The sequence below is a fragment of the Kitasatospora sp. NPDC008050 genome, assembly GCF_042957465.1.
Classification (GTDB): Bacteria; Actinomycetota; Actinomycetes; order Streptomycetales; family Streptomycetaceae; genus Kitasatospora.
The window spans coordinates 41,310-65,122 of sequence record NZ_JBIBIJ010000015.1; the positions used below are offsets into that span (position 1 = coordinate 41,310).

Annotated in this window: 17 protein-coding genes and 1 tRNA gene; 14 read left to right on the top strand and 4 right to left on the bottom strand. The window is 73.8% G+C overall.

The annotated features are described in order from the left end of the window. Positions 1–3 precede the first annotated feature (3 nt). From ACFZB9_RS25935 to ACFZB9_RS25960, 6 genes are all read left to right on the top strand, one after another. The gene (locus ACFZB9_RS25935; protein WP_391450933.1) at positions 4–2,541 is read left to right on the top strand and encodes a HelD family protein; all 2,538 of its coding nucleotides are present in this window, start codon (positions 4–6) and stop codon (positions 2,539–2,541) included. Between the two features lie 401 nt (positions 2,542–2,942). Further along, positions 2,943–4,418, top strand: a complete 1,476-nt coding sequence (locus tag ACFZB9_RS25940) for an NAD-dependent malic enzyme (protein WP_391450935.1) — start codon at positions 2,943–2,945, stop codon at positions 4,416–4,418. 503 nt (positions 4,419–4,921) lie between these two features. Continuing rightward, positions 4,922–5,203, top strand: a complete 282-nt coding sequence (locus ACFZB9_RS25945; RefSeq protein ID WP_035848732.1) for an HU family DNA-binding protein — start codon at positions 4,922–4,924, stop codon at positions 5,201–5,203. Positions 5,204–5,286: 83 nt separating this feature from the next. Next, positions 5,287–5,970, top strand: coding sequence for a winged helix-turn-helix domain-containing protein (locus ACFZB9_RS25950; RefSeq protein ID WP_391450938.1), 684 nt, complete (start codon positions 5,287–5,289; stop codon positions 5,968–5,970). Then, complete coding sequence (locus ACFZB9_RS25955) at positions 5,967–7,244, top strand: sensor histidine kinase (RefSeq protein WP_391450940.1); 1,278 nt, start codon at positions 5,967–5,969, stop codon at positions 7,242–7,244. The genes ACFZB9_RS25950 and ACFZB9_RS25955 overlap by 4 nt, the downstream gene beginning before the upstream one ends. Positions 7,245–7,342: 98 nt before the next feature. Continuing rightward, the gene (locus ACFZB9_RS25960; RefSeq protein ID WP_391450942.1) at positions 7,343–7,630 is read left to right on the top strand and encodes a hypothetical protein; all 288 of its coding nucleotides are present in this window, start codon (positions 7,343–7,345) and stop codon (positions 7,628–7,630) included. Between the two features lie 146 nt (positions 7,631–7,776). Here ACFZB9_RS25960 and murA read toward each other — a convergent pair whose 3' ends face one another. Beyond that, on the bottom strand, positions 7,777–9,123 hold the full coding sequence (gene murA, locus ACFZB9_RS25965) for a UDP-N-acetylglucosamine 1-carboxyvinyltransferase (protein ID WP_391450944.1): 1,347 nt from the start codon (positions 9,121–9,123) through the stop codon (positions 7,777–7,779). A gap of 254 nt (positions 9,124–9,377) precedes the next feature. Here murA and ACFZB9_RS25970 point away from each other — a divergent pair, with 254 nt between their 5' ends. The 6 genes from ACFZB9_RS25970 to ACFZB9_RS25995 all read left to right on the top strand — a co-directional run bounded on the left by ACFZB9_RS25970 (position 9,378) and on the right by ACFZB9_RS25995 (position 16,869). After that, the gene (locus ACFZB9_RS25970) at positions 9,378–9,947 is read left to right on the top strand and encodes a YqgE/AlgH family protein (protein ID WP_391450947.1); all 570 of its coding nucleotides are present in this window, start codon (positions 9,378–9,380) and stop codon (positions 9,945–9,947) included. 127 nt (positions 9,948–10,074) lie between these two features. Next, complete coding sequence (locus tag ACFZB9_RS25975) at positions 10,075–10,353, top strand: DUF3039 domain-containing protein (protein ID WP_327067158.1); 279 nt, start codon at positions 10,075–10,077, stop codon at positions 10,351–10,353. An 83-nt stretch (positions 10,354–10,436) separates the two neighbouring features. Next, positions 10,437–12,053, top strand: a complete 1,617-nt coding sequence (locus ACFZB9_RS25980; RefSeq protein WP_391450949.1) for a beta-N-acetylhexosaminidase — start codon at positions 10,437–10,439, stop codon at positions 12,051–12,053. A 267-nt stretch (positions 12,054–12,320) separates the two neighbouring features. Then, a complete protein-coding gene (locus ACFZB9_RS25985; protein ID WP_391451199.1) occupies positions 12,321–13,202 on the top strand; it encodes an FAD binding domain-containing protein in 882 nt (293 codons plus the stop codon). After that, a complete protein-coding gene (locus ACFZB9_RS25990; RefSeq protein ID WP_391450951.1) occupies positions 13,199–14,509 on the top strand; it encodes a 2Fe-2S iron-sulfur cluster-binding protein in 1,311 nt (436 codons plus the stop codon). Before ACFZB9_RS25985 ends, ACFZB9_RS25990 begins: the two co-directional genes overlap by 4 nt. Further along, positions 14,506–16,869: a xanthine dehydrogenase family protein molybdopterin-binding subunit gene (locus ACFZB9_RS25995; RefSeq protein ID WP_391450953.1), complete on the top strand. Its 2,364-nt coding sequence runs from the start codon at positions 14,506–14,508 to the stop codon at positions 16,867–16,869. Before ACFZB9_RS25990 ends, ACFZB9_RS25995 begins: the two co-directional genes overlap by 4 nt. 151 nt (positions 16,870–17,020) lie before the next feature. Here the strand turns inward: ACFZB9_RS25995 and ACFZB9_RS26000 are convergent. Next, positions 17,021–17,093, bottom strand: a tRNA-Cys gene (locus tag ACFZB9_RS26000). 270 nt (positions 17,094–17,363) lie between these two features. Here ACFZB9_RS26000 and ACFZB9_RS26005 point away from each other — a divergent pair. Next, the gene (locus ACFZB9_RS26005; RefSeq protein ID WP_391450955.1) at positions 17,364–18,800 is read left to right on the top strand and encodes an MFS transporter; all 1,437 of its coding nucleotides are present in this window, start codon (positions 17,364–17,366) and stop codon (positions 18,798–18,800) included. Positions 18,801–18,817: 17 nt separating this feature from the next. Here the strand turns inward: ACFZB9_RS26005 and ACFZB9_RS26010 are convergent, their stop codons facing one another. Then, on the bottom strand, positions 18,818–19,462 hold the full coding sequence (locus tag ACFZB9_RS26010) for a hypothetical protein (protein ID WP_391450957.1): 645 nt from the start codon (positions 19,460–19,462) through the stop codon (positions 18,818–18,820). 184 nt (positions 19,463–19,646) lie between these two features. Next, positions 19,647–20,906 carry a hypothetical protein gene (locus ACFZB9_RS26015; RefSeq protein WP_391450960.1) on the bottom strand — a complete coding sequence of 420 codons (1,260 nt, stop codon included), beginning with the start codon at positions 20,904–20,906 and terminating at the stop codon, positions 19,647–19,649. Positions 20,907–21,165: 259 nt separating this feature from the next. On the opposite strand from ACFZB9_RS26015, the gene ACFZB9_RS26020 reads away from it, so the two are divergent. Continuing rightward, a complete protein-coding gene (locus ACFZB9_RS26020) occupies positions 21,166–23,787 on the top strand; it encodes a phosphatidylglycerol lysyltransferase domain-containing protein (RefSeq protein ID WP_391450962.1) in 2,622 nt (873 codons plus the stop codon). Positions 23,788–23,813 lie beyond the last annotated feature (26 nt).

Below are 23,813 nucleotides of genomic sequence, written 5' to 3' on the forward strand. Positions count from 1 at the left end.
TGCATGCGGGCCGCCTTCCTCGACGGAAGGCGGCCTTCGTGTTTCTCCGGCCGGGGTCCGGGAGTAGGATCGTCCGTCCGCCGACTTTGGACGGCGGTCTTCTCCCACCAGCAGACGAGACGTACGACAGGGGATTCCTTGGGCGCGCACGGCAGGCAGCACGCGGCCGCAACCACCGAGGCCGGCACGGCACCAGCGGGCACCAGCACCAGTACCACGACCATCACGACGGCCACCGCCGCGAACGCGTCGGCCGAGGGGCTGCGCGAGCGCGAGATCGCCGGCGAGCAGCGGCATCTCGACACGGTGTACCGGCGCCTGGAAGAGAAGCTCGCCGAGGCCGAGTACGTCCTGGAGGACGCCGCCCGGCGGGTCCAGGTCGGCACACCCGGCGCGCTCGCCGAGCGGGACGCCCAGGTCTACCGGGCCGGAACCCACCTCAATCGGCTGAACAACGAGTTCGAGGACTTCCTGTTCGGCCGGATCGACCTCCAGCAGGCGGACGCCCCCGAAGAGCACGGCATCCCCTCCTTCACCCCGCTCGACCCGACCGATGAGAACGTCGCGCAGACGCTGCACATCGGCCGGCTCGGCGTGCTCGACGCGGAGTACGGCCCGCTGGTGATCGACTGGCGGGCGCCGGCCGCCGCGCCGTTCTACCGGGCCACCCCGCTGGAGCCGGGCCGGGTGCTGCGCCGCCGGGTGATCCGCTCCAAGGGCCGCAAGGTGATCGGCGTCGAGGACGACCTGCTGCGCCCCGACCTGGCCCCCACCCTGGGCGGCCAGGAGCTGGCCGTGATCGGCGACGGCGCGCTGATGGCCTCGCTCGGCCGGGCCCGCAGCCACACCATGCGCGACATCGTCTCCTCGATCCAGAAGGAGCAGGACGAGGTGATCAGGGCGCCCGCCGCGGGCGCCACCCTGGTCACCGGCGGCCCCGGCACCGGCAAGACCGCCGTGGCGCTGCACCGCGCGGCCTTCCTGCTCTACCAGGACCGGCGCCGCTACGCCGGCGGGATCCTGGTGGTCAGCCCGACCCCGCTGCTGGTCTCCTATACCGAGGGCGTGCTGCCCTCGCTCGGCGAGGAGGGCCAGGTGGCCATCCGCGCGGTCGGCAGCCTGGTGGACGGCATCGAGGCCGAGCGCTACGACACGCCCGAGGCGGCCCGGGTCAAGGGATCGGCCCGGATGGTCCAGCTGCTGCGCCGGGCCGCGCGGGCCGCCCTCGAAGGGCCGGTCGGCGGCTCGGGGGCGGGCGGTGCGCCCACCGAGCTGAGGGTGGTGGCGCGCGGCGAGGTGGTGCGCCTGGACGCCGGCCGGCTGCGCACGGTGCGCGGCCATGTGATCGGCAGCGGTGGCACCCCGCTCAATCTGCTGCGCCCCCGGGCCCGCCGGTTGCTGCTGGACGCGCTGTGGTCGGAGGCCACCCGGCACCTGCCGGCGCCCACCGACCACTTCTCCCGCGAGCAGCGTCAGGACCAGAAGGAGAGCTTCGACGAGTACGTCTCGGACGAGGCGCCGTTCCTGGACTTCCTGAACGCCTGGTGGCCCGCGCTGACCCCGCGTCAGGTGCTGGCGACCCTGCGGCAGAGCAAGCACATCAACCGGATCGCCCGGCGCGCCGTGACGCCCGACGAGGCCCGGCTGCTGGCCGGCTCCTGGCGGCACCTGGACGAGCGCGGCCGGGGCGCGCTGTCGGCGCACGACGTGGCGCTGATCGACGAGCTGCAGCTGCTGCTCGGTGAGCCGGCCCGGCCCAAGGTGCGCGAGGTGGACGCGGTCGACCTGCTCACCGGTCTGGACGAGGTGACCACCTACGCCGACCGCACCTCCCGCCAGCGGATAGCGGTGCCGGTGGAGCGGACCGAGTACGCGCACGTGATCGTGGACGAGGCGCAGGACCTCACTCCGATGCAGTGGCGGATGATCGGCCGCCGCTCCCGGATGGCGACCTGGACCATCGTCGGCGACCCGGCGCAGAGCTCCTGGCCGTTCCCCGAGGAGGCCAGGAGCGCGCTGGACGAGGTGCTGTCCGGCAAGCCGCGCCGCCGCCACACGCTGACCGTGAACTACCGCAACCCGGCCGAGATCGCCGAGGTGGCGGCCAAGGTGCTGGAACTGGCGGCGCCGGGCACCCCGTCGCCGACCGCGGTGCGCTCCACCGGGATCGAGCCGCGGTTCGCGGCCGTCACCGACGCCGGGCCTGCCGCCTTCGCGGCCGGGGCGCGGGCCGAGCTGGTGCGGCTGCTGGGCGAGGTGGACGGCACGGTGGCGGTGGTGGTCCCGATGGACCGCCGGGCCGAGGCCGGGAAGTGGATCGCGGACCTGGGCGAGCGGGTGGTGGCGCTGGGCAGCCTGGAGGCCAAGGGGCTGGAGTACGACGCGACGGTGGTCGCCGATCCGACCGGCATCGCCGGCGAGTCGGAGGCCGGCCTGCGGGTGCTCTACGTGGCGCTGACCCGCGCCACGCAGCGCCTGACCGTGCTGTCCGGCCCGGACGACCTGCCGGACGCGGCCGGGGTCCCGGCGCTGCTGCGCTGAATCTGACGCCCCGTCAACGACTGTGGCCCCCACCGGAGGTGGGGGCCACAGTCTTACGTTGGTGACACCGACCCGCCATGCTCGCCTCGCGGCAAGTGGTCGCTCGAAGCGACTAAGGTTGGGCCCGGGGGCTTGGATCGAGCCGGTGTCTCGTCCAATGTAACCCATCGGTCCCGACAGGCAATCCCATGCGGCGGATTTTCGGTGCTTGTCCAGGTTCACCGCATCCTCTGTTGTCGGTTCCGTGCAATCAACGGACGATATTTCTGGGAAGCCCCTGGTAGGTGCGACGATCGGGGCCTAGGATGCGCGAGGCGCAGCATCAACAAACTGTTGAAGTAGACGGCGCGTTGAGGACGGCCTGGCCAGCTCTCACCTCAGTGGACGGAAGAAGGACGTCGATGGCGACGGTGCCCAGTGTCTCCAACTCGATCACGGTGCGGCTGGAGGTTCCGGCCAGCGGCAACGCGGTCAGCAACATCACGACTGCCGTGGAGTCCTCCGGTGGTTCGGTGACCGGCCTGGACGTCACGGCCTCGGGCCTGGAAGCGCTGCGGATCGACGTGACCGTGGCGGCCGCGTCGGTGGCGCACGGCGAGGAGATCGTCGAGAAGCTGCGGGCGATCGAGGGCGTCACGATCGGCAAGGTCTCGGACCGTACCTTCCTGATGCACCTCGGCGGCAAGATCGAGATGTCCTCGAAGCTGCCGATCCGCAACCGTGACGACCTGAGCATGATCTACACCCCCGGTGTGGCCCGGGTCTGCATGGCGATCGCCGAGAACCCCGAGGACGCCCGCCGCCTGACCATCAAGCGCAACAGCGTGGCCGTGGTCACCGACGGCTCCGCGGTGCTGGGCCTGGGCAATATCGGCCCGCAGGCCGCGCTGCCGGTGATGGAGGGCAAGGCGGCCCTGTTCAAGCGCTTCGCCGGGATCGACGCCTGGCCGATCTGCCTGGACACCCAGGACGCCGACGAGATCGTGGCCATCGTCAAGGCGATCGCCCCCGGCTTCGCCGGCATCAACCTGGAGGACATCTCCGCGCCGCGCTGCTTCGAGATCGAGGCGCGGCTGCGCGAGGCGCTGGACATCCCGGTCTTCCACGACGACCAGCACGGCACCGCGATCGTGGTGCTCGCCGCGCTGACCAACGCGCTGCGGGTGGTCGGCAAGGAGATCGGCGAGATCCGGGTCGTCATGTCGGGCGCCGGCGCGGCCGGCACCGCGATCCTCAAGCTGCTGCTGGCCGCCGGCGTCGAGCACGCCACGGTGGCCGACGTGCACGGCGTGGTGCACAGCGGCCGCGAGGACCTCAACGACTCGCTGCGCTGGATCGCCGAGCACACCAACCGTTCGGGCCGCACCGGCAGCCTCAAGGAGGCGGTGGCGGGCGCCGACGTCTTCATCGGCGTGTCGGCCCCGAACGTCCTGGACGGCGACGACATCGCCTCGATGGCCGACAACGCCGTCGTCTTCGCGCTGGCCAACCCGGACCCGGAGGTCGACCCGGCGGTGGCCCGGCAGACCGCCGCGGTGGTCGCCACGGGCCGCAGCGACTTCCCGAACCAGATCAACAACGTGTTGGTCTTCCCGGGTGTCTTCCGCGGCCTGCTGGACGCGCAGAGCCGCACGGTGAACACCGAGATGATGATCGCCGCGGCCCGCGCGCTGGCCACCACGGTCACCGCCGACCAGCTCAACGCGAACTACATCATCCCCAGCGTCTTCCACCCGGACGTGGCCAAGACGGTGGCCGCGGCCGTCCGGGAGGCCGCGCTGGCCGCCGGTGGCGCGGGCGAGCAGGCCCCCTCCCGCCCGACTCCGGGCATCGTCGGCACCCTGGACACGGCCGCCTTCCCGGTCTTCCGGCTCTGACCTGGGCAAGCCCGTTGGGCGGTATTCGGTCGCTCGCCTGACCGAATACCGCCCCCGCTCGTGTCGGGCGGCTCCGAAGCCTTGCGACACAAGGGGAAGGGTGTGTTTGGGCTTGTCCCCGTCAGGGCGTACGGTAGCCCTGCACGGGGCAGGCGTGTCCGACAAGTACGGAACGTCCCCCAACCACTCGGCGAGTCGTTCCCGGCCGCCGCCCGCGTCGGTCCGCCGGCGCCGACGAAGCGTCATAGCTGCGTGGGGAGGGCGCCGTTCGGGGTGGATGGCCGAGGCCCGATTGGCTTTCTCAGGGCCGGTAAGGGCAGGATTCGTTCCCAGGCAGGCACGTGGCAGGACTGACACGACGCGCGGCCCGGAGCACGAGCCGAGCACCTACCACCAGCCGCCTGAACGAGCACAGTGTGCGGACCAGCGGCCCAGCCGGGTGCCTCCGGAGGGACGACCGATGGGCCCCCGCACACCGCAACGAACAGACCACAGGAGTACACATGAACCGCAGTGAGCTGGTGGCCGCTCTGGCCGACCGCGCCGAGGTGACCCGCAAGGACGCCGACGCCGTTCTGGCGGCATTCGCCGAGGTCGTGGGCGAGGTTGTGGCCAAGGGTGACGAGAAGGTCACCATCCCCGGTTTCCTGACCTTCGAGCGCACCCACCGCGCCGCCCGCACCGCCCGCAACCCGCAGACCGGTGAGCCGATCCAGATCGCGGCCGGCTACAGCGCCAAGGTGAGCGCCGGTTCCAAGCTGAAGGAAGCCGCCAAGGGCGCCTGATCTCCGCTGGAGCGGGGGCGGTCCGGATCCGGACCGCCCCCGCTCTGCCGTTGCGGCAGCAGCGCGTCGTAAGGTCGGAGACCATGCGCGTACTGGTTCTGGAGGACGACCCCAGGCTCGGCCCGGAGATAGCCGACGGGCTGCGCCGGGCCGGATTCGCCGTCGACCTGGCCGCCGACCTGGCCGAGGCCGACCTCAAGCTCTCGCTCACCGACTACCACTGCCTGGTGGCCGACCGGGCGCTGCCCGACGGTGACGCGCTCGGGCTGGTCGCGGAGCGCCGCGCGGCCGGCTGGCTGCGGCCGGTGCTGCTGCTCACCGCGATGGACTCGGTGGCCGACCGGGTGGCCGGCTTCGAACACGGGGCCGACGACTACCTGGTCAAGCCGTTCGCGGCCGCCGAACTGGCCGCCCGGGTCCGCAACCTGTGCCGCCGTCCCGAGCCGGCCCGGCTGCCGCAGCTGCGGCTGGGCGACCTGGAGCTGGACCTGCCGCGCCGCCGGGTCAGCCGGGCCGGGGTGCTGCTCACCCTGACGGCGAAGGAGTTCTCCGTCCTGGAGCTGCTGATGCTGCAGGCGGGCACGGTGGTCACCCGCACCCGGCTGATCGAGAGCTGCTGGGACGAACTGAACGAGCCGATGTCCAACGTGGTCGACGTGTTGATCCGTCAACTGCGCCGCCGGCTCGGCCCGCCGGACCCGATCCAGACCGTGCGCGGCGTCGGCTACCGGCTCGTCGACCCGGCCGAGCACGGCGGCCGCGGATGACCTCGCCGGCCGCCCGGGGCCTGCGCCGGCTGCGCTGGACCCTGACCCTGCTCTTCGCCGGCACCACGGCCGCCTGCCTGCTGGTGCTGGCCACGCTGGCCGCGCACACCGACGCCCACTCCCGGGGCAAGGAGCTGGACAACGACGCGGCCCGGCGGGCCGGCGGGCTGGCCCGGGCGCTCTGGTTCGACAACGACACGCTGGCCGTGGACCCGCTCGGCGAGGACGAGCTGGCCCGCGGCGCGGACGTGCTCGGCGCGGTCCAGGTCCCGCCGGGTGGCACCGGCCCGCCGAGCGTGGTGCGCTGGGTCCGCCCGGACACCGCCCACCTGCCGGGCAACGAGCTGCTGGCCCGGCTCTGGACCCAGGTGCAGAACGGCCAGGACGGCACGCTGGCCACCGGGCTCGGCGGGACCGGACGGGTGATGCGCTGGGCCGCCGCGCCGGTCTGGAACGGGGACACGATCGCCGCCCTGGTGGTGGTCGGCGCCGACCCGGCGCAGAGCCGGGCCGACCACGAGCGGCTGATCCGCTGGCTGCTGCTGGGCTGCTCGGCACTGGTGCTGGCGGCCGCCGCGATCGGCCACCTGCTCTCCGGGCGGGCGATGCGCCCGGCACTGCGCGGCCTGGAGCGCCAGGAGCAGTTCCTCACCGAGGCCGCCCACGAGCTGCGCACGCCACTGGCCACGCTGCGCCTGGCGGTCGAACGCGGGGCCTCGGCGCCGGAGCGCGCGCCCGCGGCGCTCGCCGAGGCGGCTGCGCTCAGCGACCGGCTGGCCCGGCTGGTCACCGGGCTGCTGGCGAGGGCCCGGATCGAGTCCGGCACCCAGCAGGTGGAGCTGACGCCGCTGCGGCTGGACCAACTGGTCGAGCAGACCGTGGCCGAACTGGTGGAGGGCCTGGAGGCCGCGCCGACCGAGGGCTGGGGGAGGGTGACCCTGCTGCTGGGCGAGCAGCCGCTGATCGTGCGCGGCGACCCGGAGCTGCTCGGCCAGGCGGTGCGCAACCTGGTGGAGAACGCGCTGCGCTACGGCGGCGGGACCCCGGTCACGGTGGCGGTCACGCCCGGGCTGGTCACCGTCACGGACGCCGGGCCCGGCGTGCCCGAGCAGCGCCACGAGGCGGTCTTCCGGCGGGGCGTCACCAGTGGTGCGGGCACCGGGACAGGGCTGGCCATCGTCCGCTGGGTGGCCGAGCTGCACGGCGGCAGCGCGCGGCTGGTGCAGGCGCCGGGCGGTGGCCTGCGCGCCGAACTGCGGCTGCCGGTGAGCTGAGAGGGTCCGCTACTGGCTGACCCGCCAGGACCGAGCTGTTACAGAGTCGGTGAGATTTCCTCATCGTCTTCTCATACAGCGCCTGGGAGGCTTGCTTCATGAGCAAGCGCACCTCGACGAGCGGTCGGCGACTGTGGCAGATCGGCGGCATGGGCCTGGCGGCCGCCTCGGTCGCCGGCGTGCTGTACGCGATGCCGGCCACCGCCGCGGCCGAACTGCCCGCCGCACCCAGCGTGCCCGCGGCGGCCCCCGCGGCCGCGATATCGGGCAGGACGGGCGTCCACCCAGGGCCGGTGCTCCGCTCGGGGCGTGACCTGCTCGGCGCCCTGCTGGAGCGCCGGGTCCGCCGGCACCGCCACCACGAGGGCGGCCGCGGGCACCACTGAGCTACCGGTGCACCGCGTGCCGGTGGACGGGAGGACACACCTGGCGGGGTGCCTCCTGAGCAACGGGGCCGCCCTGGCGGGGGCGGCCCCGATTCTTTGTGCCGAGTCCGTCGAGCCGGTCGGCTGCCGGGTCGCCCCGGGCGGGGTCAGACCGCCGCGAGCAGCTCGTGCTCGCTCGGCAGCTCGACATGGGCGCCGAGCCCGCGCAGCTTCTGCATGAAGTTCTCGTACCCGCGGTTGATCAGCGAGATCCCGTGCACGGTCGAGGTGCCCTCGGCGGCCAGCGCCGCGATCAGGTAGGAGAAGCCGCCGCGCAGGTCCGGGATCACCAGCTCGCCGCCGAGCAGCTTGGACGGCCCGGAGACGACCGCCGAGTGCAGGAAGTTGCGCTGCCCGAAGCGGCAGGGGGTGCCGCCCAGGCACTCGCGGTAGAGCTGGATGTGCGCGCCCATCTGGTTGAGCGCCGAGGTGAAGCCGAGCCGCGACTCGTAGACCGTCTCGTGCACGATCGACAGGCCCGCGGCCTGGGTCAGCGCGACCACCAGCGGCTGCTGCCAGTCGGTCTGGAAGCCCGGGTGCACGTCGGTCTCCAGGGCGATGGCGTTCAGCTCGCCGCCCGGGTGCCAGAAGCGGATGCCCTCGTCGTCCACCGCGAAGGCGCCACCGACCTTGCGGAAGGTGTTGAGGAAGGTCATCATCTCCAGCTGGCGGGCGCCGCGGACGTAGATGTCGCCCTTGGTGGCCAGCGCCGCGCAGGCCCAGGAGGCGGCCTCCAGCCGGTCCGGCAGCGCGCGGTGGTGGTAGCCGCCCAGCTCGTCCACGCCGGTGATCAGGATGGTGCGGTCGGTGCCCATCGAGATGATCGCGCCCATCTTCTGCAGCACGCAGATCAGGTCGACGATCTCCGGCTCGATGGCCGCGTTGCGCAGCTCGGTGTCGCCCTCCGCGAGCACCGCGGTGAGCAGGACCTGCTCGGTCGCGCCGACCGAGGGGTAGGGCAGCTCGATCTTGGTGCCGCGCAGCCGCTGCGGGGCCACCAGGTAGGTGCCCTGCGGGTGCTTCTCGATGGTGGCGCCGAACTGGCGCAGCACCTCGAAGTGGAAGTCGACCGGGCGCCCGCCGATGTCGCAGCCGCCCAGACCCGGGATGAAGGCGTGGCCGAGGCGGTGCAGCAGCGGACCGCAGAACAGGATCGGGATCCGCGAGGAGCCGGCGTGCGCGTCGATGTCCGCCACGTTGGCGCTCTCCACGTGGGAGGGGTCGAGGATCAGCTCGCCCTCCTCCTCGCCGCTGCGCACGGTCACGCCGTGCAGCTGGAGCAGGCCGCGGACCACCTTGACGTCGCGGATGTCCGGAACGTTGCGCAGTCTGCTGGGGCCCTGGCCGAGCAGGGCGGCCACCATCGCCTTGGGCACCAGGTTCTTGGCGCCGCGGACGCGGATCTCGCCTTCCAGCGGGTTTCCGCCGTGCACCAGCAGGACGTCGTCGGTCATCGTTCTCGCAATCCGGGGGTTGCAACCGCGGCCAACGGGGGTACGCCGCGGTTGGGAGAGGTAGGACCGGCGGACGTACGGCTCGGGCCGCACGGGCGCCACCTTCGATAGATGGTAGTAGCCGGTTGAACGGTTCCCTGTTCTTCTGATGGTGATCATGCTCTCTTAGGGTGGAAGCCGGTCATCTTGTCCGCCGATCGGGTGAGGCGCGGCGCTGTGGAGGTTTCACCGCCCGCTGCGGGATCATGTGAGGCATGACCGCGGCCTCCTCGCACACCGGCCGACTGCTCGTGGCCGCCCCCGTGCTCACCGATCCGAACTTCGCCCGGTCGGTGGTCCTGATGCTGGACCACGACGGGCAGGGCGCGCTGGGCGTCGTCCTCAACCGGCCCACACCGGTGGCGGTGAACGACGTCCTGAACGGCTGGGCCCAGTTGGCCGGCGACCCCCAGGTGGTGTTCCAGGGCGGCCCGGTGGGCCTGGACTCGGCGCTGGCCGTGGCCGTGATCCCGGGCGAGCCGGGCCCCGAGGATCCGCTGGGCTGGCGCCGGGTGCACGGGGCGATCGGGCTGGTCGACCTGGAGGCGCCGCCGCAGGTGCTGGCCGGCGAGCTGGGCGGCCTGCGGGTCTTCGCCGGCTACTCGGGCTGGACGCCCGGCCAGCTGGAGGCGGAGATCGCCGAGGGCGCCTGGTACCTGGTCGACGCGGAGCCCGGCGACATCTTCTGCCCGCGCCCGGAGCTGCTCTGGCGGGCGGTGCTGCGCCGCCAGCGCGGGGCGCTGGCGATGCTCGCCACCTATCCGGAGGATCCGACGCTCAACTGAAGACCTGTCCGGCGAGCCCTGTCCGGCGAGCCCTGTCCGGCGAGCCCTGTCCGGGGACCGGCCGCAGTGGCGCGGCGCCGGGGTAGTGGGGTCCGTTTCGCGCGCCGCCCCCATAGACTTGGCGCCTATGAGCACTCTTGAGCCCGAGCGCGGCCTCGGCACCGGCACCCTGGTCGAGCCCGTCCCGCAGGTGTCCAACGGCGACGGCGACCACGAGCGCTTCGCGCACTACGTCCAGAAGGACAAGATCATGGAGAGCGCGCTCTCCGGCTCTCCGGTGGTCGCGCTCTGCGGCAAGGTCTGGGTGCCCGGGCGCGACCCGAAGAAGTACCCGGTCTGCCCGATGTGCAAGGAGATCTTCGAGGGCATCGAGCCGGGCGGCGGCGGGGACGACAAGAAGAAGTAGCGGTCCGCCGGGCCCGAGCGGGCGCGGTATTTTCTCCGCCAGTGGTCTATGCCACTTGGGACGGGCGGGGCAGGATGTGCCCCATGGACCTGATCCCCGCACCGATCGCTGTCCGCAGTACCGCCACCGACCCCGGCCTGCCGCTGGGCCCGGACACCACGCTGGCCGGCGGCCCCGGCACCGAGGACGCCGAGCGCTGGCTGCGCTCGGCGCTCGGTGCGGCCACCGGCCTGGTGCTGCCCCGGGCCGCGGACCCGGTCATCGCGCTCGGCCTGGATCCGGCGCTGGCGCCCGAGGAGTACCGGCTCACCGTCGACCCGGCCGAGGGCAGGGCGCGGATCACCGCGGGCGGCCCGGCCGGCGCGCACTGGGGTGCCCAGACGCTGCGCCAGCTGCTCGGCCCCGAGGCCTACCGCCGCGCCCCGCTGCGCCGCACCGGCTGGACGCTGCCCGCCTGTGAGCTGCGCGACGCGCCCCGGTTCGGCTGGCGCGGGGTGCTGATCGACGTCGCGCGGCACTTCCTGCCGCTCGGCGACCTGCTGCGGTACGTGGACCTGCTGGCCGCGCACAAGCTCAACGTGCTGCACCTGCACCTGACCGACGACCAGGGCTGGCGCTTCGAGGTCAAGCGCTACCCGCGGCTGACCGAGGCGGGCAGCTGGCGGGAGCGGTCGATGGTGGGCTACCGGACCGCGGGCCTGCACGACGACCGCCCGCACGGCGGCTACTACACCCAGGACGACCTGCGCGAGCTGGTCGCCTACGCCGCCGAGCGCGGCATCACGGTGGTCCCCGAGATCGACCTGCCGGGCCACACCCAGGCCGCCATCGCGGCCTACCCCGAGTTGGGCAACACCGACGTGGTGGACACCGCGGCCCTCGGCGTCTGGCCGGACTGGGGGGTCAGCGGCAACGTGCTCAACGTCTCGGACGCCACCCTGGCCTTCTTCGAGGGGGTGCTGGAGGAGCTGCTGGAGGTCTTCCCGTCCGAGTACGTCCACCTGGGCGGCGACGAGTGCCCCAAGGACCAGTGGCGGGCCAGCGCGGCGGCGCAGGCGCGGATCAAGGAGCTGGACCTGGCGGACGAGGACGAGCTGCAGAGCTGGCTGATCCGCCACTTCGACGCCTGGCTGACCGCGCGCGGCCGCCGGCTGATCGGCTGGGACGAGATCCTGGAGGGCGGGCTGGCGCCCGGCGCCGCGGTCGCCTCCTGGCGCGGCTACGCCGGCGGGGTGGCCGCCGCGCGCTCGGGGCACCCGGTGGTGATGTGCCCCGAGCAGTACGTCTACCTCGACCACCGGCAGGCCGACGCGCCCGAGGAGCCGATCCCGGTCGGCTTCGTCCGCACGCTGGCCGACGTCTACCGCTTCGAGCCGGTTCCGCCGTCACTGGATGAGGTGAGCGCACGTCAGGTGATCGGGACTCAGGCGAACCTGTGGAGCGAGTTCGCCGACAGCGCCCGGGACCTCGACTACCGGGCCTTCCCGCGGCTGGCCGCGTTCGCGGAGGTGGCCTGGTCGGCGCTGCCGCGCGACCCCGCCGAGCGGGATCTGGCCGGCTTCGAGCGCCGGATGCGCACCCACTTCGCGCGGCTGGACGCGCTGGGCGTGGCGTACCGGCCGCCGACCGGTCCGCACCCGTGGCAGCAGCGTCCCGGGGTGCTCGGCCGACCGCTGCCGGGACCTCCGCCGCAGGTCTGACAGTGTGTCAGTCACGTCAGGTGATCATCGGGGAACCAAAGCCGGGCTTCGGACGTCAAGAAATGGTGAACATCCGGTCTCATTGATGGGGGATCTGCCCGAAAAGCGACCGGATCGTCCGGGACCCCCAGGGTGATCACGGTGCGCGATGTGCCACAGTGGCCCGACCCGGTGGGCGGCTTCAGTTTGGGTGGCCCGGGCCCGTACTCTACGGGCGGTACCGCAAAGAGACTGGAGCACGGTGGGATCCTGGTGAACCGGACGATCATGCTGCCGACCTCCCTCGACGAGGCCGTCGAGACGCTGGCCACCAGCCCCACCGCCGTGCCCGTCGCCGGCGGGACCGACCTGATGGAAGCCGTCAACGCCGGCCGGCTGCGCCCGGCCGCGCTGCTGGGCCTGGGCCGGATCACCGAACTGCGCGGCTGGCGCTACGAGGACGGCGGCACGGCGGTGCTCGGCGCCGGCCTGACCCTGGCCCGGATGGACCGCCCCGACTTCGCCGCGCTGATCCCCGCGCTGGCCGACGCCGCCCGCACCGCCGGCCCCCCGCAGACCCGCAACGTCGGCACGCTGGGCGGCAACATCGCCTCCGCCGCCGCGACCGGCGACACCCTGCCGGTGCTGGCCGCGCTGGAGGCGGTGGCCACCCTGGCCAGGGCCGGCGGCACCCGCGAGGTGCCGGTCGGCCACCTGCTCACCGGCGTCGACCCGATGCGCCCGGGCGAACTGCTCAGCTGGGTCCGGGTTCCGCTGCTGCACGCCCCCCAGGTCTTCCTCAAGGCCACCGGCCGCAGCGGCCCGTCCCGGGCGATCGCCTCGGTGGCCCTGGTGCTCGATCCGGCCCGGCGAGGGGTGCGCTGTGCGGTGGGCGCCGTCGCGCCGGTGCCGTTGCGCCCGCTGGACGCCGAGGCCTGGGTGGCCGGCTGCATCGACTGGGACGCCCGCGGCGAGGAGGGCGCGCAGCCGATCGACCCGGCCGCGGCCGCCGCCTTCGGCGAGTACGTCGCCACCGCCTGCGTCCCCGACGGCTACGGTGCCGACGGCTCCCTGGCGCTCGCCGTGGAGGGGCCGACAGCGGCGGCCCTGCGGCTACGGCGTACCGTGGCGGTGCTGGCCCGCCGGGCACTGGGAAGGGCACTGAAGTGACGGCCGAGGTGACCGCCGACATGGCGACCGATCCGACCAACCACCCCGTCGCGCTGGGCGACGGACGACCCACCACGTCCTACACGCTGCGGGTCAACGGCTTCGAACGGCCCGTCACCGACGCCTGGATCGGCGAGAGCCTGCTCTACGTGCTGCGCGAGCGGCTCGGCCTGGCCGGCGCCAAGAACGGCTGCGAGCAGGGCGAGTGCGGGGCCTGCTCGGTGCAGGTGGACGGCCAGTTGGTGGCCGGCTGCCTGGTGCCGGCGGCGCTCGCGGCGGACAGCGAGATCAACACCGTGGAGGGCCTGTCGGCCGGCGGTGCGGCCAGCGACGTGCAGCAGGCGCTGGCCGAGTCGGGCGCGGTGCAGTGCGGCTACTGCACGCCGGGCATGGCGATGGCGGTGCACGACCTGCTGCAGCGCAACCACCGGCCCAGCGAGGTGGAGGCGCGGCAGGCGCTGTGCGGCAACCTCTGCCGGTGCACCGGCTACCGCAGCGTGCTGGCCGCCGTGCAGACGGTGGCGGACGCGCGCGGCGCGGCGCTGCTGGAGGCCGAGCAGGCCGCCGAGGAGGCGGCCGGCGCGGCCTCACCCGTGCCCGCGGGGCCCGCCGCCGGCGGACCGGGCCGGCAGGCACCGGCCGCCGAGCCGGCCCCGTTCCTCGTGCCGGACCCGGTGGGCCAGGGCGCCCCGGCGGCACCGGTCGACCAGCTGGACGACCCGCCGGTCTACCAGGACGCCTGGACCGGGACGGCCACCACCGGCGAGGTCCCGCTGTTCGGCACCGACGGCACCGGCTGGATCACCGCCGACCCGCTGACCGGTCAGCAGCCGCCCACCGAGCACCCCGCGGCCACCGCCGCCGGTATCGGCCTCGGCGTGATCCCGACCCAGGGCTACCCCGGCTACGACCCGACCGCCTACGGCCCGGGCACCGTCTACGACGGGGGCAGCAGCTACGAACCCACCCCCGCGCACGGCACCGCCGCCCCCGGCGCGCCCTACGAGGGGACCCCGGCGCACGGCACGCCGTACGAGCCGACGCCCCCGCACGGCGTCCCGTACGACGCCACCCCCGCGGACGGCACCGCGTACCCGGCGGCGCCGCCGTACGCGGCCGGGCCGTACGCCGAGGCGCCCTACCCGGGCGTGGCCTATGACGGCGTCGGCTACCAGGGCACTCCCGCGCACGGGGTCCCGGCCCCGGGCACCCCGTTCGACGGCACCGTCTACGAGACCGCCCCCGGGATGCCCGAGACGGGTACCCCGGCCCACGGCCTCCTCCTTCCCGAGGACGACCACGCATGACCGCGCCCACCGAGAACAGCACCGCCCCCGCCGCCACGGACGAGGACGCCGAGCGCGCGGGCGCGTCGCAGGGCCGGCCCTCGTCGGCCTTCGGGCGGGGCGGCCCGCACGGTCTGGGCAGCTCGCCGCTGCGCACCGACGCGCTGCCCAAGGCGCTCGGCATCTACCCGTACGCCGCCGACCTGTGGGCCGAGGGGATCCTGTGGGGGGCGGTGCTGCGCTCGCCGCACCCGCACGCCCGGATCGTCTCGATCGACACCTCGGCCGCCCTGGCGATCCCGGGTGTGCACGCGGTGCTCACCGCCGCCGACCTGCCCGCGCCGGCCCCGGGTGCGAGCGGCCCGCTGTGGCCCGGCGGGCGGCCGGTGCTGGCCGGCGAGGTGGTCCGCCACCACGGCGAGCCGGTGGCCGCGGTGGCCGCCGACCACCCCGACACCGCGCGCCTGGCGGCGGCCTCGATCGCGGTCGAGTACCAGCTGCTGGAGGCGCTCACCGACCCCGAGCAGGCCTTCAACGGCCCGGCGCTGCACCCCGACGGCAACCTGCTGCGACACCTGCCGCTGCGCACCGGCGACCCCGAGGTGGTCGGCGAGGTGATCGTGGAGGGCCTCTACCAGGTCGGCCGCCAGGACCCCGCCGCGATCGGCGCCGAGGCCGGCCTGGCCGTGCCGCGCCCGGACGGCGGCGTCGAGCTGCACCTGTCCTCCACCGACCCGCACGGTGACCGCGAGCGCACCGCCGCCTGCCTGGGCCTGGAGGTGGACCGGGTGCGACTGGTGGTCACCGGGGTGCCCGGGGCCACCGCCGACCGCGAGGACCCCTCGTTCCAGGCCCTGCTGGCCCTGCTGGCGCTGCGCACCGGTCGCCCGGTGAAGATGACGCTCACCCGCGAGGAGTCCTTCCTGACCCACGCGGCCCGGCACCCGGCGCTGCTGAGGTACCGCCACCACGCCGACGCGCAGGGCAAGCTGGTCAAGGTCGAGGCGCAGATCCTGCTGGACGGCGGCGCCTACGCCGATGTGTCGAGCGAGGTGCTGGCCGCCGCCACCGCCTTCTCGGTCGGCCCCTACCTGTGCCCGAACGTCTTCGTGGACGCCTGGGCGGTGCGCACCAACAACCCGCCCGCCGGGCGGATGCGCGGCGAGGGCGCGCTGCAGTCCTGCTTCGCCCACGAGTCGCAGCTCGACCTGCTCGCCGCCCAGCTGGGCCTCACCCCGCTGGAGGTGCGCCGGCGCAACGTGCTGGCCACCGGCGACGCGCTGCCCACCGGACAGGCCGTCACCTGCCCCGCCCCGGTGGCCGCGCTGCTCGACGCGGTCGCCGAGACCCCGCTGCCCGCGCTGCCGGTCGCCGAGCCCGACACCGAGTGGCTGCTGCCCGGCGGTCCCGGTGGCGCCGGCGAGCCCTCGGCGGTGCGGCGCGGCATCGGCTACGCCGTGGGCATGGTGCACATGCTCGGCGCGGAGGGCGAGGACGAGGTCTCCACGGCCACCGTGCGGGTGAGTGGCGACAGCGCCACGGTGATCTGCGCGGCGGTCGACGCCGGGCAGGGCTTCGCCACGCTGGCCCGGCAGATCGTGCAGTCGGTCCTCGGGGTGAGCGAGGTCTACGTCGCGCCGGTGGACAGCGACCAGTCGATCGCCGGTCCCTCGGCCCGAGGCCGGCACACCTGGGTGTCGGGCGGCGCCGTGGAGAAGGCCGCGCTGATGGTCCGCCACCAGCTGCTGGCGCCGATCGCGGCCGACTTCGGCATGTCGGTGGAGCTGCTCTCGATCGCCGACGGCAAGATCACCTCCTATGACGGCGTGCTCGGCATGCCGGTCGAGGAGGCGCTGGAGGGCAAGGAGCTCTGGGCCACCGCCCAGTGCCGTCCGCACCCCACCGAGCCGCTGGACGAGGCCGGGCAGGGCGACGCCTTCGTCTCGATCGCCTTCTGCGCGATGCGCGCGGTGGTGGACGTGGACATCGAGCTGGGCGCGGTCCGGGTGGTCGACGTGACGGTGGCCCAGGACGTGGGCCGGGCGCTGAACCCGGGGCAGATCGAGGACCGGATCGAGGCGGGCGTGGCCCAGGGCGTGGGCCTGGCCCTGCTGGAGGACCTGCGCACGGTGGGCGGTGTGATCGCCAACCCCTCGCTCACCGGCTACCGGCTGCCCACCGCCCTGGACACCCCCGAGGTGCGGATCGCCGCGTTGCTGGAGGAGCGCGACGTGGTCGCCACCTTCGGTGCCAAGGCGGTCAGTGCCGTCCCCGCCGTGGTCGCCCCCGCCGCGGTGGCCGCGGCCGTCCGGGCCGCCACCAACCTGCCGATCGGCCGGCTGCCGATCCCGCCGGAGGACGCGGTGGTCCTGGCGGTCTGACCACTGCCACGAACCCGCACCTGCACCTGCACCTGCACCTGCGCCGAACCCGCCGGGCCCGCCCGGCGGGTTCGGCGTTTCCGGTGTCCGGGAATGCCGAATTCCCGGCCGACAAAAGGAGCTGTCGACCGGGAATTCGGGAAATGCGGGGAGGCCATGGCGGGAATCGAACCCGCGTAAACCGATTTGCAGTCGGTCCCCTGGAACCACTCGGGCACACGGCCGGGCAAAGGGCGCTGACGGCCCTTCGAGTCAGGAGTGGGCGGGGCGACAACAGGAGAGAGCGGCGGGGCGAGCGGGGTGCGACATCGCGGGCTCCTCTCCGGTGCGGTGGTTGTTTTCTGCGGTGCTTTCGGAATTTATTCTGGCGGCCGATTGACGGGGCGTCAATAGTCGAATGTGACGGGCGCATGAAGTCCTACGACCATGGTCGGAGCACGGTCGGGACTTCAGGTCAGGAGTCAATCGCCTGGTTGGCACTTACCATGGCGGGCATGACCATAGCCACCGAGACCTCGAAGCCCTCGTCGATGCCGGCGGACCACGGTGGCGACGGGGTGCTGAGCGCCCGCTACCGCGCGCTCACGCTGGGGATCGTCTCCGTCGTGCTGCTGCTCGCCTTCGAGGCGACCGCCGTCAACACGGCGATGCCGGTGGCGGCCCGTCAGCTGCACGGGCTCGGCCTGTACGCGTTCGCCTTCTCCGGGTACTTCACCAGCACGCTCTTCGCGATGGTGCTGTCGGGGGAGTGGTGCGACCGGCGCGGCCCGGTGCTGCCGCTGTTCGCCGGGATCGGGATCTTCGCGGCCGGTCTGGTGGTGGCGGGGACGGCGGGCAGCATGTGGCTCTTCGTCGGCGGCCGGGCGATCCAGGGGCTGGGCGGCGGGCTGGTGATCGTCGCGCTCTACGTGGTGGTGGGGCGGGCGTTCCCGGAGCGGCTGCGGCCGGCCGTCTTCGCGGCCTTCTCGGCCGCCTGGGTGCTGCCCTCGATCGTCGGTCCGCTGGTGTCCGGCCTGGTCACCCAGCACCTCGGATGGCGCTGGGTGTTCCTGGCCGTGCCGGTCCTGGTGGTGCTGCCGCTGGCAGTGATGGGGCCGGCGCTGCGCCGCGCCGAGCGGGAGCTGCCGCAGGCCACGACGGGCGGGACGCTCAACCGGGGCCGGATCGGGCTGGCCGCGATGGCCGCGCTGGGTGCGGGGCTGCTCCAGTACGCGGGGCAGCGGCTGGACCTGCTCGGTCTGCTGCCGGCCGCGGCGGGGTGCGCGCTGCTGCTGCCGGCCGTGCTGCGGCTGCTGCCGCACGGCACGCTGCGGGCCGCGCGTGGGCTGCCGACGCTGATCCTGCTGCGCGGGGTGGCGGCGGGTGCCTTCTTCGCCGCCGAGGCGTTCATCCCGCTGATGATGGTCACCCAGCGGCACCTGTCGCCGACGCTGGCCGGGCTCACCCTGACCAGCGGCGGGCTCTCCTGGGCGTTCGGCTCCTGGCTGCAGGGGCGCCCGGGCGCCGAGCGCCACCGCGAGCGGCTGATCAGGATCGGCTTCCTGCTGACGGCGCTGGCGATCGCCGGTGCCGCGCTGGTGCTGCTCCCGGCGGCCCCGACCTGGACCGCCGCGCTCGCCTGGGTGTTCGGCGGGGTGGGCATGGGCCTGGCGATCGCCAGCATCAGCGTGCTGATGATGAAGCTCTCGCCGCCCGAGGCGGCCGGCGCCAACTCGGCCTCGCTGCAGATGTCCGACGCGCTCGGCAACGTGCTCCTGGTGGGGCTGGCCGGGGTGCTCTTCTCCGCGCTCGGCGGCGGCGCGGTGGCGGCCGCGGACGCGAGCGGTGCGGGCGGCGGGGCGCGCGGCGGCTTCGCGCTGATCTTCCTGGTGATGACCGCCGTCGCGCTGCTCGGCGCGGCGCTGGCCGCCCGGGTCAGGGAGCACGCCTGAGGGGCGGCCGGTGCGGCTCAGGAGGAGCGGCGGCGCCGGTACTGGTGGAAGGTGGCCGCGCCGGCGGTGGCCAGCAGGGTCACCCCGGCCAGCGTCTCGGGGGTGTTGGGCCCGGTGCTGCCGCCCAGGCCCGCGTGCGTGGTGCCCTTGGGGCCGGTCTCGCCGCCCTGCCCGTAGTGGCCGGAGCTGGGGGGCTGATCCTCACGGCCCGGGCGATCGGTCGGGGCCGAGGGCCAGGACGCCGACGGTCCCGCACCCGAGGAGCCGGGCGCCGACTGGCCGGGCTTGGCGCTGCTGTCGTGCACGGTGAGGGTGGTGGTGACCTGGCTCCTGGAGACCGTGGTGCACTTGATCGTCACGTCGTAGACGCCGGGCCTGGCGTGCTCGGGCACGGTGGCCATGGCACCCATCAGCCCGCGCAGCGAGCCGAGCTTGACCGCGGGGATGTCCTGGCCGTCGGAGCCGCCCTGCTCGTGCGAGCGGAAGACGGCCTGGCCGCCGGCGCTGTCGCAGTTGCCCCCGTCGAAGACCGCGAACTGGCCGCCGGGGGAGACCGGGTCCGGCTCGATGATGACCGGGTTGGCGGCCGCGGCGGTGCCGGCGCAGCCGAGGCCGGCGGCCAGTGCCAGCAGCCCGGTGGCGGCGAAGTGACGAGCGCGCATGGTGTCTCTCCGGGACGCGGCCACGGGGCGTCCCCGTGGAGGAGTAGGCGAAACCGTGTCCTGGCATCCAGGGGACGGGCTCGGGCGGTGGTGCGCATCCCCGCGCTGGCCGGTCGGAGGGCCGAAAACCGGCGGCTACCTGGGGTGATGGCGGCTCACCCGGGGTAGCGCCAAACGGGGTGGATCAGTGCGCGGCGGCGCTCAGGAAGCTCGACCAGCCGCCGGCCGGGGCCTCGCCGACCGCCAGCGACTGCAGCTTGCGCAGCACCGCCGGATCCTGCACCTCCAGCCACTGCACCAGCTGGCGGAAGGAGACCAGTCGCACCTCGGGCTTGTCCGCGATGGTCCGCAGGACCTCCTCGACGGCGTTCATGTAGATGCCGCCGTTCCACCCCTCGAAGTGGTTGCCGATGTACATCGGCGCGCGGTTGGTGGTGTAGGCGCGATCGAAGCCGGCCAGGTAGGACTCCGTGGCCTGCTTCTGCCAGGCGGCCTGCATCGCCGGGTTGCCCTTGGTGTTGTCGCCGGACTGGTTGAACATGATGTTGTAGTCCATCGAGAGCACCTGGAAGGTGTGCCCGGGGAACGGGATGGACTGCAGCGGCATGTCCCACAGCGCGCCGCCCTGCACCTTCTGCGGCCAGATCTGGAGCCCGCCGGGCCCGCTGGTGTCGTACTTCCAGCCGCGCGCGGCCGCCGTCGGGAGCAGAGCGCGCTGGCCCTCCAGGCAGGGGGCGCGCCCGCCGATCAGCTCCTTGCGGTAGTCGAAGGGCAGTGCGGGCAGGTCGTTGAAGCCGGTGTTGGTCTTCCAGTTCATGACGAAGGACATCGCCTGCTCGATCTCGCTGTCCCAGTCGTCGGGCGACCACTTGCCGCCGCCGGTGGCGCCGCAGAAGTGCCCGTTGAAGTGGGTGCCGATCTCGTGCCCGTCCAGCCAGGCGGCGCTGATCTGGGTCAGCGTGTCGTGGATGTGCTGGTCGCTCAGGTAGCCGATGTCGGAGGCGCCGATGCGGTGCTGCGGCGGGTGGTAGAGCTCCTTCTTGGACTCCGGCAGGGTGTAGATGCCGCTCAGGAAGAAGGTCATCGAGGCGTCGTGGTCCTTGGCCAGCCGGCGGAAGCGGGAGAACAGCCTGTCGTCCAGCTCGCCCGCGCCGTCCCAGGAGAAGACCACGAACTGTGGTGGCCGCTCGCCCAGTTCGAGCGGGACCGGTTGGGGCTGGGCGGGCTGCGGGCCGGTGTCGGAGGTCGAGCCGTCGCCGATCAGGGTGGTCGGCGGCTTGGCGGGGGTGTTCGGCGAGCTCGGGGAGGCGCCCGAGGAGGCGCTCGGCGCGGGCGCGGCCTCGGTGCTCTTGGCGGTGGTGCCGGGGCGGGCGCAGCCGGCGGCCACCGTCGCCGCGGTGGCGGCGCCGGCGGTGAGCAGGGTGCGGCGGGACAGGGCGTCCATCATCACTCCAGTTCGGGTCGGGGCTCGGGGCGGCGCTCAACGGCGGGGCGGTGCCTGACTGGTGGCGATTGGTCCGCTGATAGACCGTTATGGGCGATTTGTCCCACAGCATGGCACGCTCTACCGCGGCGCACCGGGATGGCGATGCCCAAACGCCCGTTAGGCGCAGCCGCACGGCGTGTCGAGTCGCGTGGCGGCCGTAAAGATCATCAGATTGGACGCAGGCTGTGCGGTGCGGGGCGGGAGGAGCCGAGGCGTCATGTGGGAGTCGGTGCAGGACGCGTACCACTCCCGGATCGTCGAACCCGGACGGGAGCCGCTCTTCCTGCTGCTCATCGGCCTGATCGCGGCCTTCCTCCTCATCCGCCTCAGCACCCGGATGATCCGGCGCGGCACCTCCTGGTGGCCCGGCAACGTGACCCCCGGCGGCCTGCACATCCACCACGTGGTCTTCGGGCAGGCGCTGATGGTGGTGGCCGGCGTCGCGAGCTTCGCCTACCACGGCACCCACGGCCTGGCCCGCAACGGGCTGGCGATCGCCTTCGGCGCGGGCTGCGGCCTGGTGCTGGACGAGTTCGCGCTGGTGCTGCACCTGGAGGACGTCTACTGGAGCGAGCAGGGCCGCAAGTCGGTGGACGCGGTGATCCTCGCGATCGCGCTGATCGCGCTGCTGCTGGTCGGCGAGCTGCCGCTGGGCGGGATCAGCGGCAGGCCCTCGATCGGGCAGCTGATCGCGGCCGCGGCGCTGCTGCTCCTGGTGGTGGTCAGCCTGCTCAAGGGCAAGCTGTGGACCGGGCTGATCGGCGTCATGCTGCCGGTGCTCGCCGTGGTCGGGGCGATCCGGCTGGCCCGGCCGGGCAGCCCGTGGGCCCGCTGGCGCTACCGCAGCCGGCCCAAGCGGATGGCCCGCGCCGAGCGGCGCGATGCCCGGGTGCACCGGCGGGTGACGGCGTTCAAGGTGGGCGCGTACAACCTGCTGGCCGGTGCCCCGGACGTGGCGGCGGCCACCGGGGCGCCCGTCACCGGGGCGTCCGTGGCGCCGGCCGGGGCCGCGGGCCCCGCCGCCGTCCCGAGGACCGTGCCCGAGCCGGTGCCCGCGCCCCCGCTGCCGCGCTGGCGGCGGCGCTGCGCCGTGGGCGCCGAGTGGTACGCGCGGATCGCCGCCGCGCTCAACCTGCTGGCCGGGCTGATCGCCCCGTTCCGCGAGCGGGTGGAGCGGGCCAACAGCGGCGAGTTCTTCACCCCGGTGCTGGTCACCGCCGGGTTCACCGCCGCGCTCTTCGCCGCCCTGCTGGCCGTGATGCTGCGCCGGCGCAAGCGGGCCGCCTGGATCGTGGCCACCGCGGTGGCGGCGCTCTACACCGTGCCCTTCGGCCTGGCCCTGGCGGTGCTGCCCGAGGACCGCGCGCACCCCTTCAACTGGGTCTCGTTCGCACTCACCGCGCTGCTGCTGGGCGCGCTGCTGGCCGGCCGGCGCGCCTTCCACGCCCGTGGCGCCCGCGGCAACCTGGTGCTCGGCCTGACCGTGCTGCTGGTCGGCGGGCTGCTGGTCACCGTGCTCGGCGCCGTGCTGGTGCACGCCGGCACCACCCCGCAGGCCGACTGGGGCGACTGCTTCGACTACGCGCTGGTGCGGCTGTTCACCGTCTCCGGCGTCGGCGACGTGACCGCGCAGGTGCCCGTCAACCGCTGGGCGGGACTGACCGTCAACGTGCTCGGCGCCGCGCTCTTCCTGCTGGTGCTGCGGGTCTTCTTCCGCTCCCCGCGCGGACGGCTGCACCTGGAGCCGCAGGACGAGCAGCGGCTGCGCGCCCTGCTGGAGCGGCACGGCGCGCGCGACTCGCTCGGCTACTTCGCGCTGCGCCGCGACAAGTCGGTCTGCTGGTCGCCCTCCGGCAAGGCCGCGGTGCTCTACCGGGTGGTCAACGGTGTCGCGCTGGCCTCCGGTGACCCGATCGGCGACCCGGAGGCCTGGCCGCAGGCCATCGCGTGCTGGCGGGAACTGGCCCGGGCCAACGCCTGGGTGCCCGCCGTCACCGGCGCGGGCGAGCAGGCCGGTACGGTCTACCGGCGGACCGGCCTCAAGGCCCTGGAGTTCGGCGACGAGGCGATCGTCGAGGTGACCGACTTCAGCCTGGAGGGCCGCAGCATGCGCACCCTGCGCCAGGCGCACAACCGGGTCCGCAAGGCCGGCTACCGCGCGGTGATCCGCCGCCACCGGGACATCCCCGAGGCCGAGCTGACCGCGCTGGTGCACCTGGCCGACGCCTGGCGGCACGGCCGCACCGAGCGCGGCTTCTCGATGGCGCTGGGCCGGCTCGGCGACCCGGCCGACGGTGACTGCGTGCTCGCCGAGTGCCGGGACGAGAACGACCGCACCTGCGCGCTGCTGAGCTTCGTGCCCTGGGGCGCGCACGGCCTCTCGCTCGACCTGATGCGCCGTGACCGGGAGTCGGAGAACGGCCTGGTGGAGTTCCTGGTCACCGAACTGCTGCTGTCCGGCGCGGCCGGCACGCTGCCGCTCACCCGGGTCTCGCTGAACTTCGCGATGTTCCGCTACATCTTCGAACAGGGCGGCAAGCTGGGGGCCGGCCCGGTGCTGCGGCTGTGCCGGGCCGTGCTGCGCTTCCTGTCGCGCTGGTGGCAGCTGGAGTCGCTGTACCGGGCCAACGCCAAGTACCAGCCCAGCTGGGAGCCGCGCTTCCTGCTCTACGAGAAGCCCTCCGAGCTGCCCACCATCGCCCTGGCCAACGGGCTGGCCGAGGGGTTCCTGGTCCGGCCCAGGCTGCGAGGCCGCTCGCCGCGCCAGGACCCGGCTCACTCGTCCGGCGGCACAGCCGATGCGGGTGGGCAGGGCTCGGGCTTGGCTGGGCAGCGGTGAGCACCGATCGGCGGACGGGAGCCGGC

What these genes read in the sequence shown, in the direction of transcription:
- ACFZB9_RS26005 (WP_391450955.1), top strand. Translation starts at nt 17,364, where the DNA reads ATGACCATAGCCACCGAGACCTCGAAGCCCTCGTCGATGCCGGCGGAC.
- ACFZB9_RS25945 (WP_035848732.1), top strand. Translation starts at nt 4,922, where the DNA reads ATGAACCGCAGTGAGCTGGTGGCCGCTCTGGCCGACCGCGCCGAGGTG.
- ACFZB9_RS25960 (WP_391450942.1), top strand. Translation starts at nt 7,343, where the DNA reads ATGAGCAAGCGCACCTCGACGAGCGGTCGGCGACTGTGGCAGATCGGC.
- ACFZB9_RS25985 (WP_391451199.1), top strand. Translation starts at nt 12,321, where the DNA reads ATGCTGCCGACCTCCCTCGACGAGGCCGTCGAGACGCTGGCCACCAGC.
- ACFZB9_RS26020 (WP_391450962.1), top strand. Translation starts at nt 21,166, where the DNA reads ATGTGGGAGTCGGTGCAGGACGCGTACCACTCCCGGATCGTCGAACCC.
- murA (WP_391450944.1), bottom strand. Translation starts at nt 9,123, where the DNA reads ATGACCGACGACGTCCTGCTGGTGCACGGCGGAAACCCGCTGGAAGGC.
- ACFZB9_RS25995 (WP_391450953.1), top strand. Translation starts at nt 14,506, where the DNA reads ATGACCGCGCCCACCGAGAACAGCACCGCCCCCGCCGCCACGGACGAG.
- ACFZB9_RS25980 (WP_391450949.1), top strand. Translation starts at nt 10,437, where the DNA reads ATGGACCTGATCCCCGCACCGATCGCTGTCCGCAGTACCGCCACCGAC.
- ACFZB9_RS25940 (WP_391450935.1), top strand. Translation starts at nt 2,943, where the DNA reads ATGGCGACGGTGCCCAGTGTCTCCAACTCGATCACGGTGCGGCTGGAG.
- ACFZB9_RS25950 (WP_391450938.1), top strand. Translation starts at nt 5,287, where the DNA reads ATGCGCGTACTGGTTCTGGAGGACGACCCCAGGCTCGGCCCGGAGATA.
- ACFZB9_RS25935 (WP_391450933.1), top strand. Translation starts at nt 4, where the DNA reads ATGCGGGCCGCCTTCCTCGACGGAAGGCGGCCTTCGTGTTTCTCCGGC.
- ACFZB9_RS25955 (WP_391450940.1), top strand. Translation starts at nt 5,967, where the DNA reads ATGACCTCGCCGGCCGCCCGGGGCCTGCGCCGGCTGCGCTGGACCCTG.
- ACFZB9_RS25975 (WP_327067158.1), top strand. Translation starts at nt 10,075, where the DNA reads ATGAGCACTCTTGAGCCCGAGCGCGGCCTCGGCACCGGCACCCTGGTC.
- ACFZB9_RS26015 (WP_391450960.1), bottom strand. Translation starts at nt 20,906, where the DNA reads ATGGACGCCCTGTCCCGCCGCACCCTGCTCACCGCCGGCGCCGCCACC.
- ACFZB9_RS26010 (WP_391450957.1), bottom strand. Translation starts at nt 19,462, where the DNA reads ATGCGCGCTCGTCACTTCGCCGCCACCGGGCTGCTGGCACTGGCCGCC.
- ACFZB9_RS25970 (WP_391450947.1), top strand. Translation starts at nt 9,378, where the DNA reads ATGACCGCGGCCTCCTCGCACACCGGCCGACTGCTCGTGGCCGCCCCC.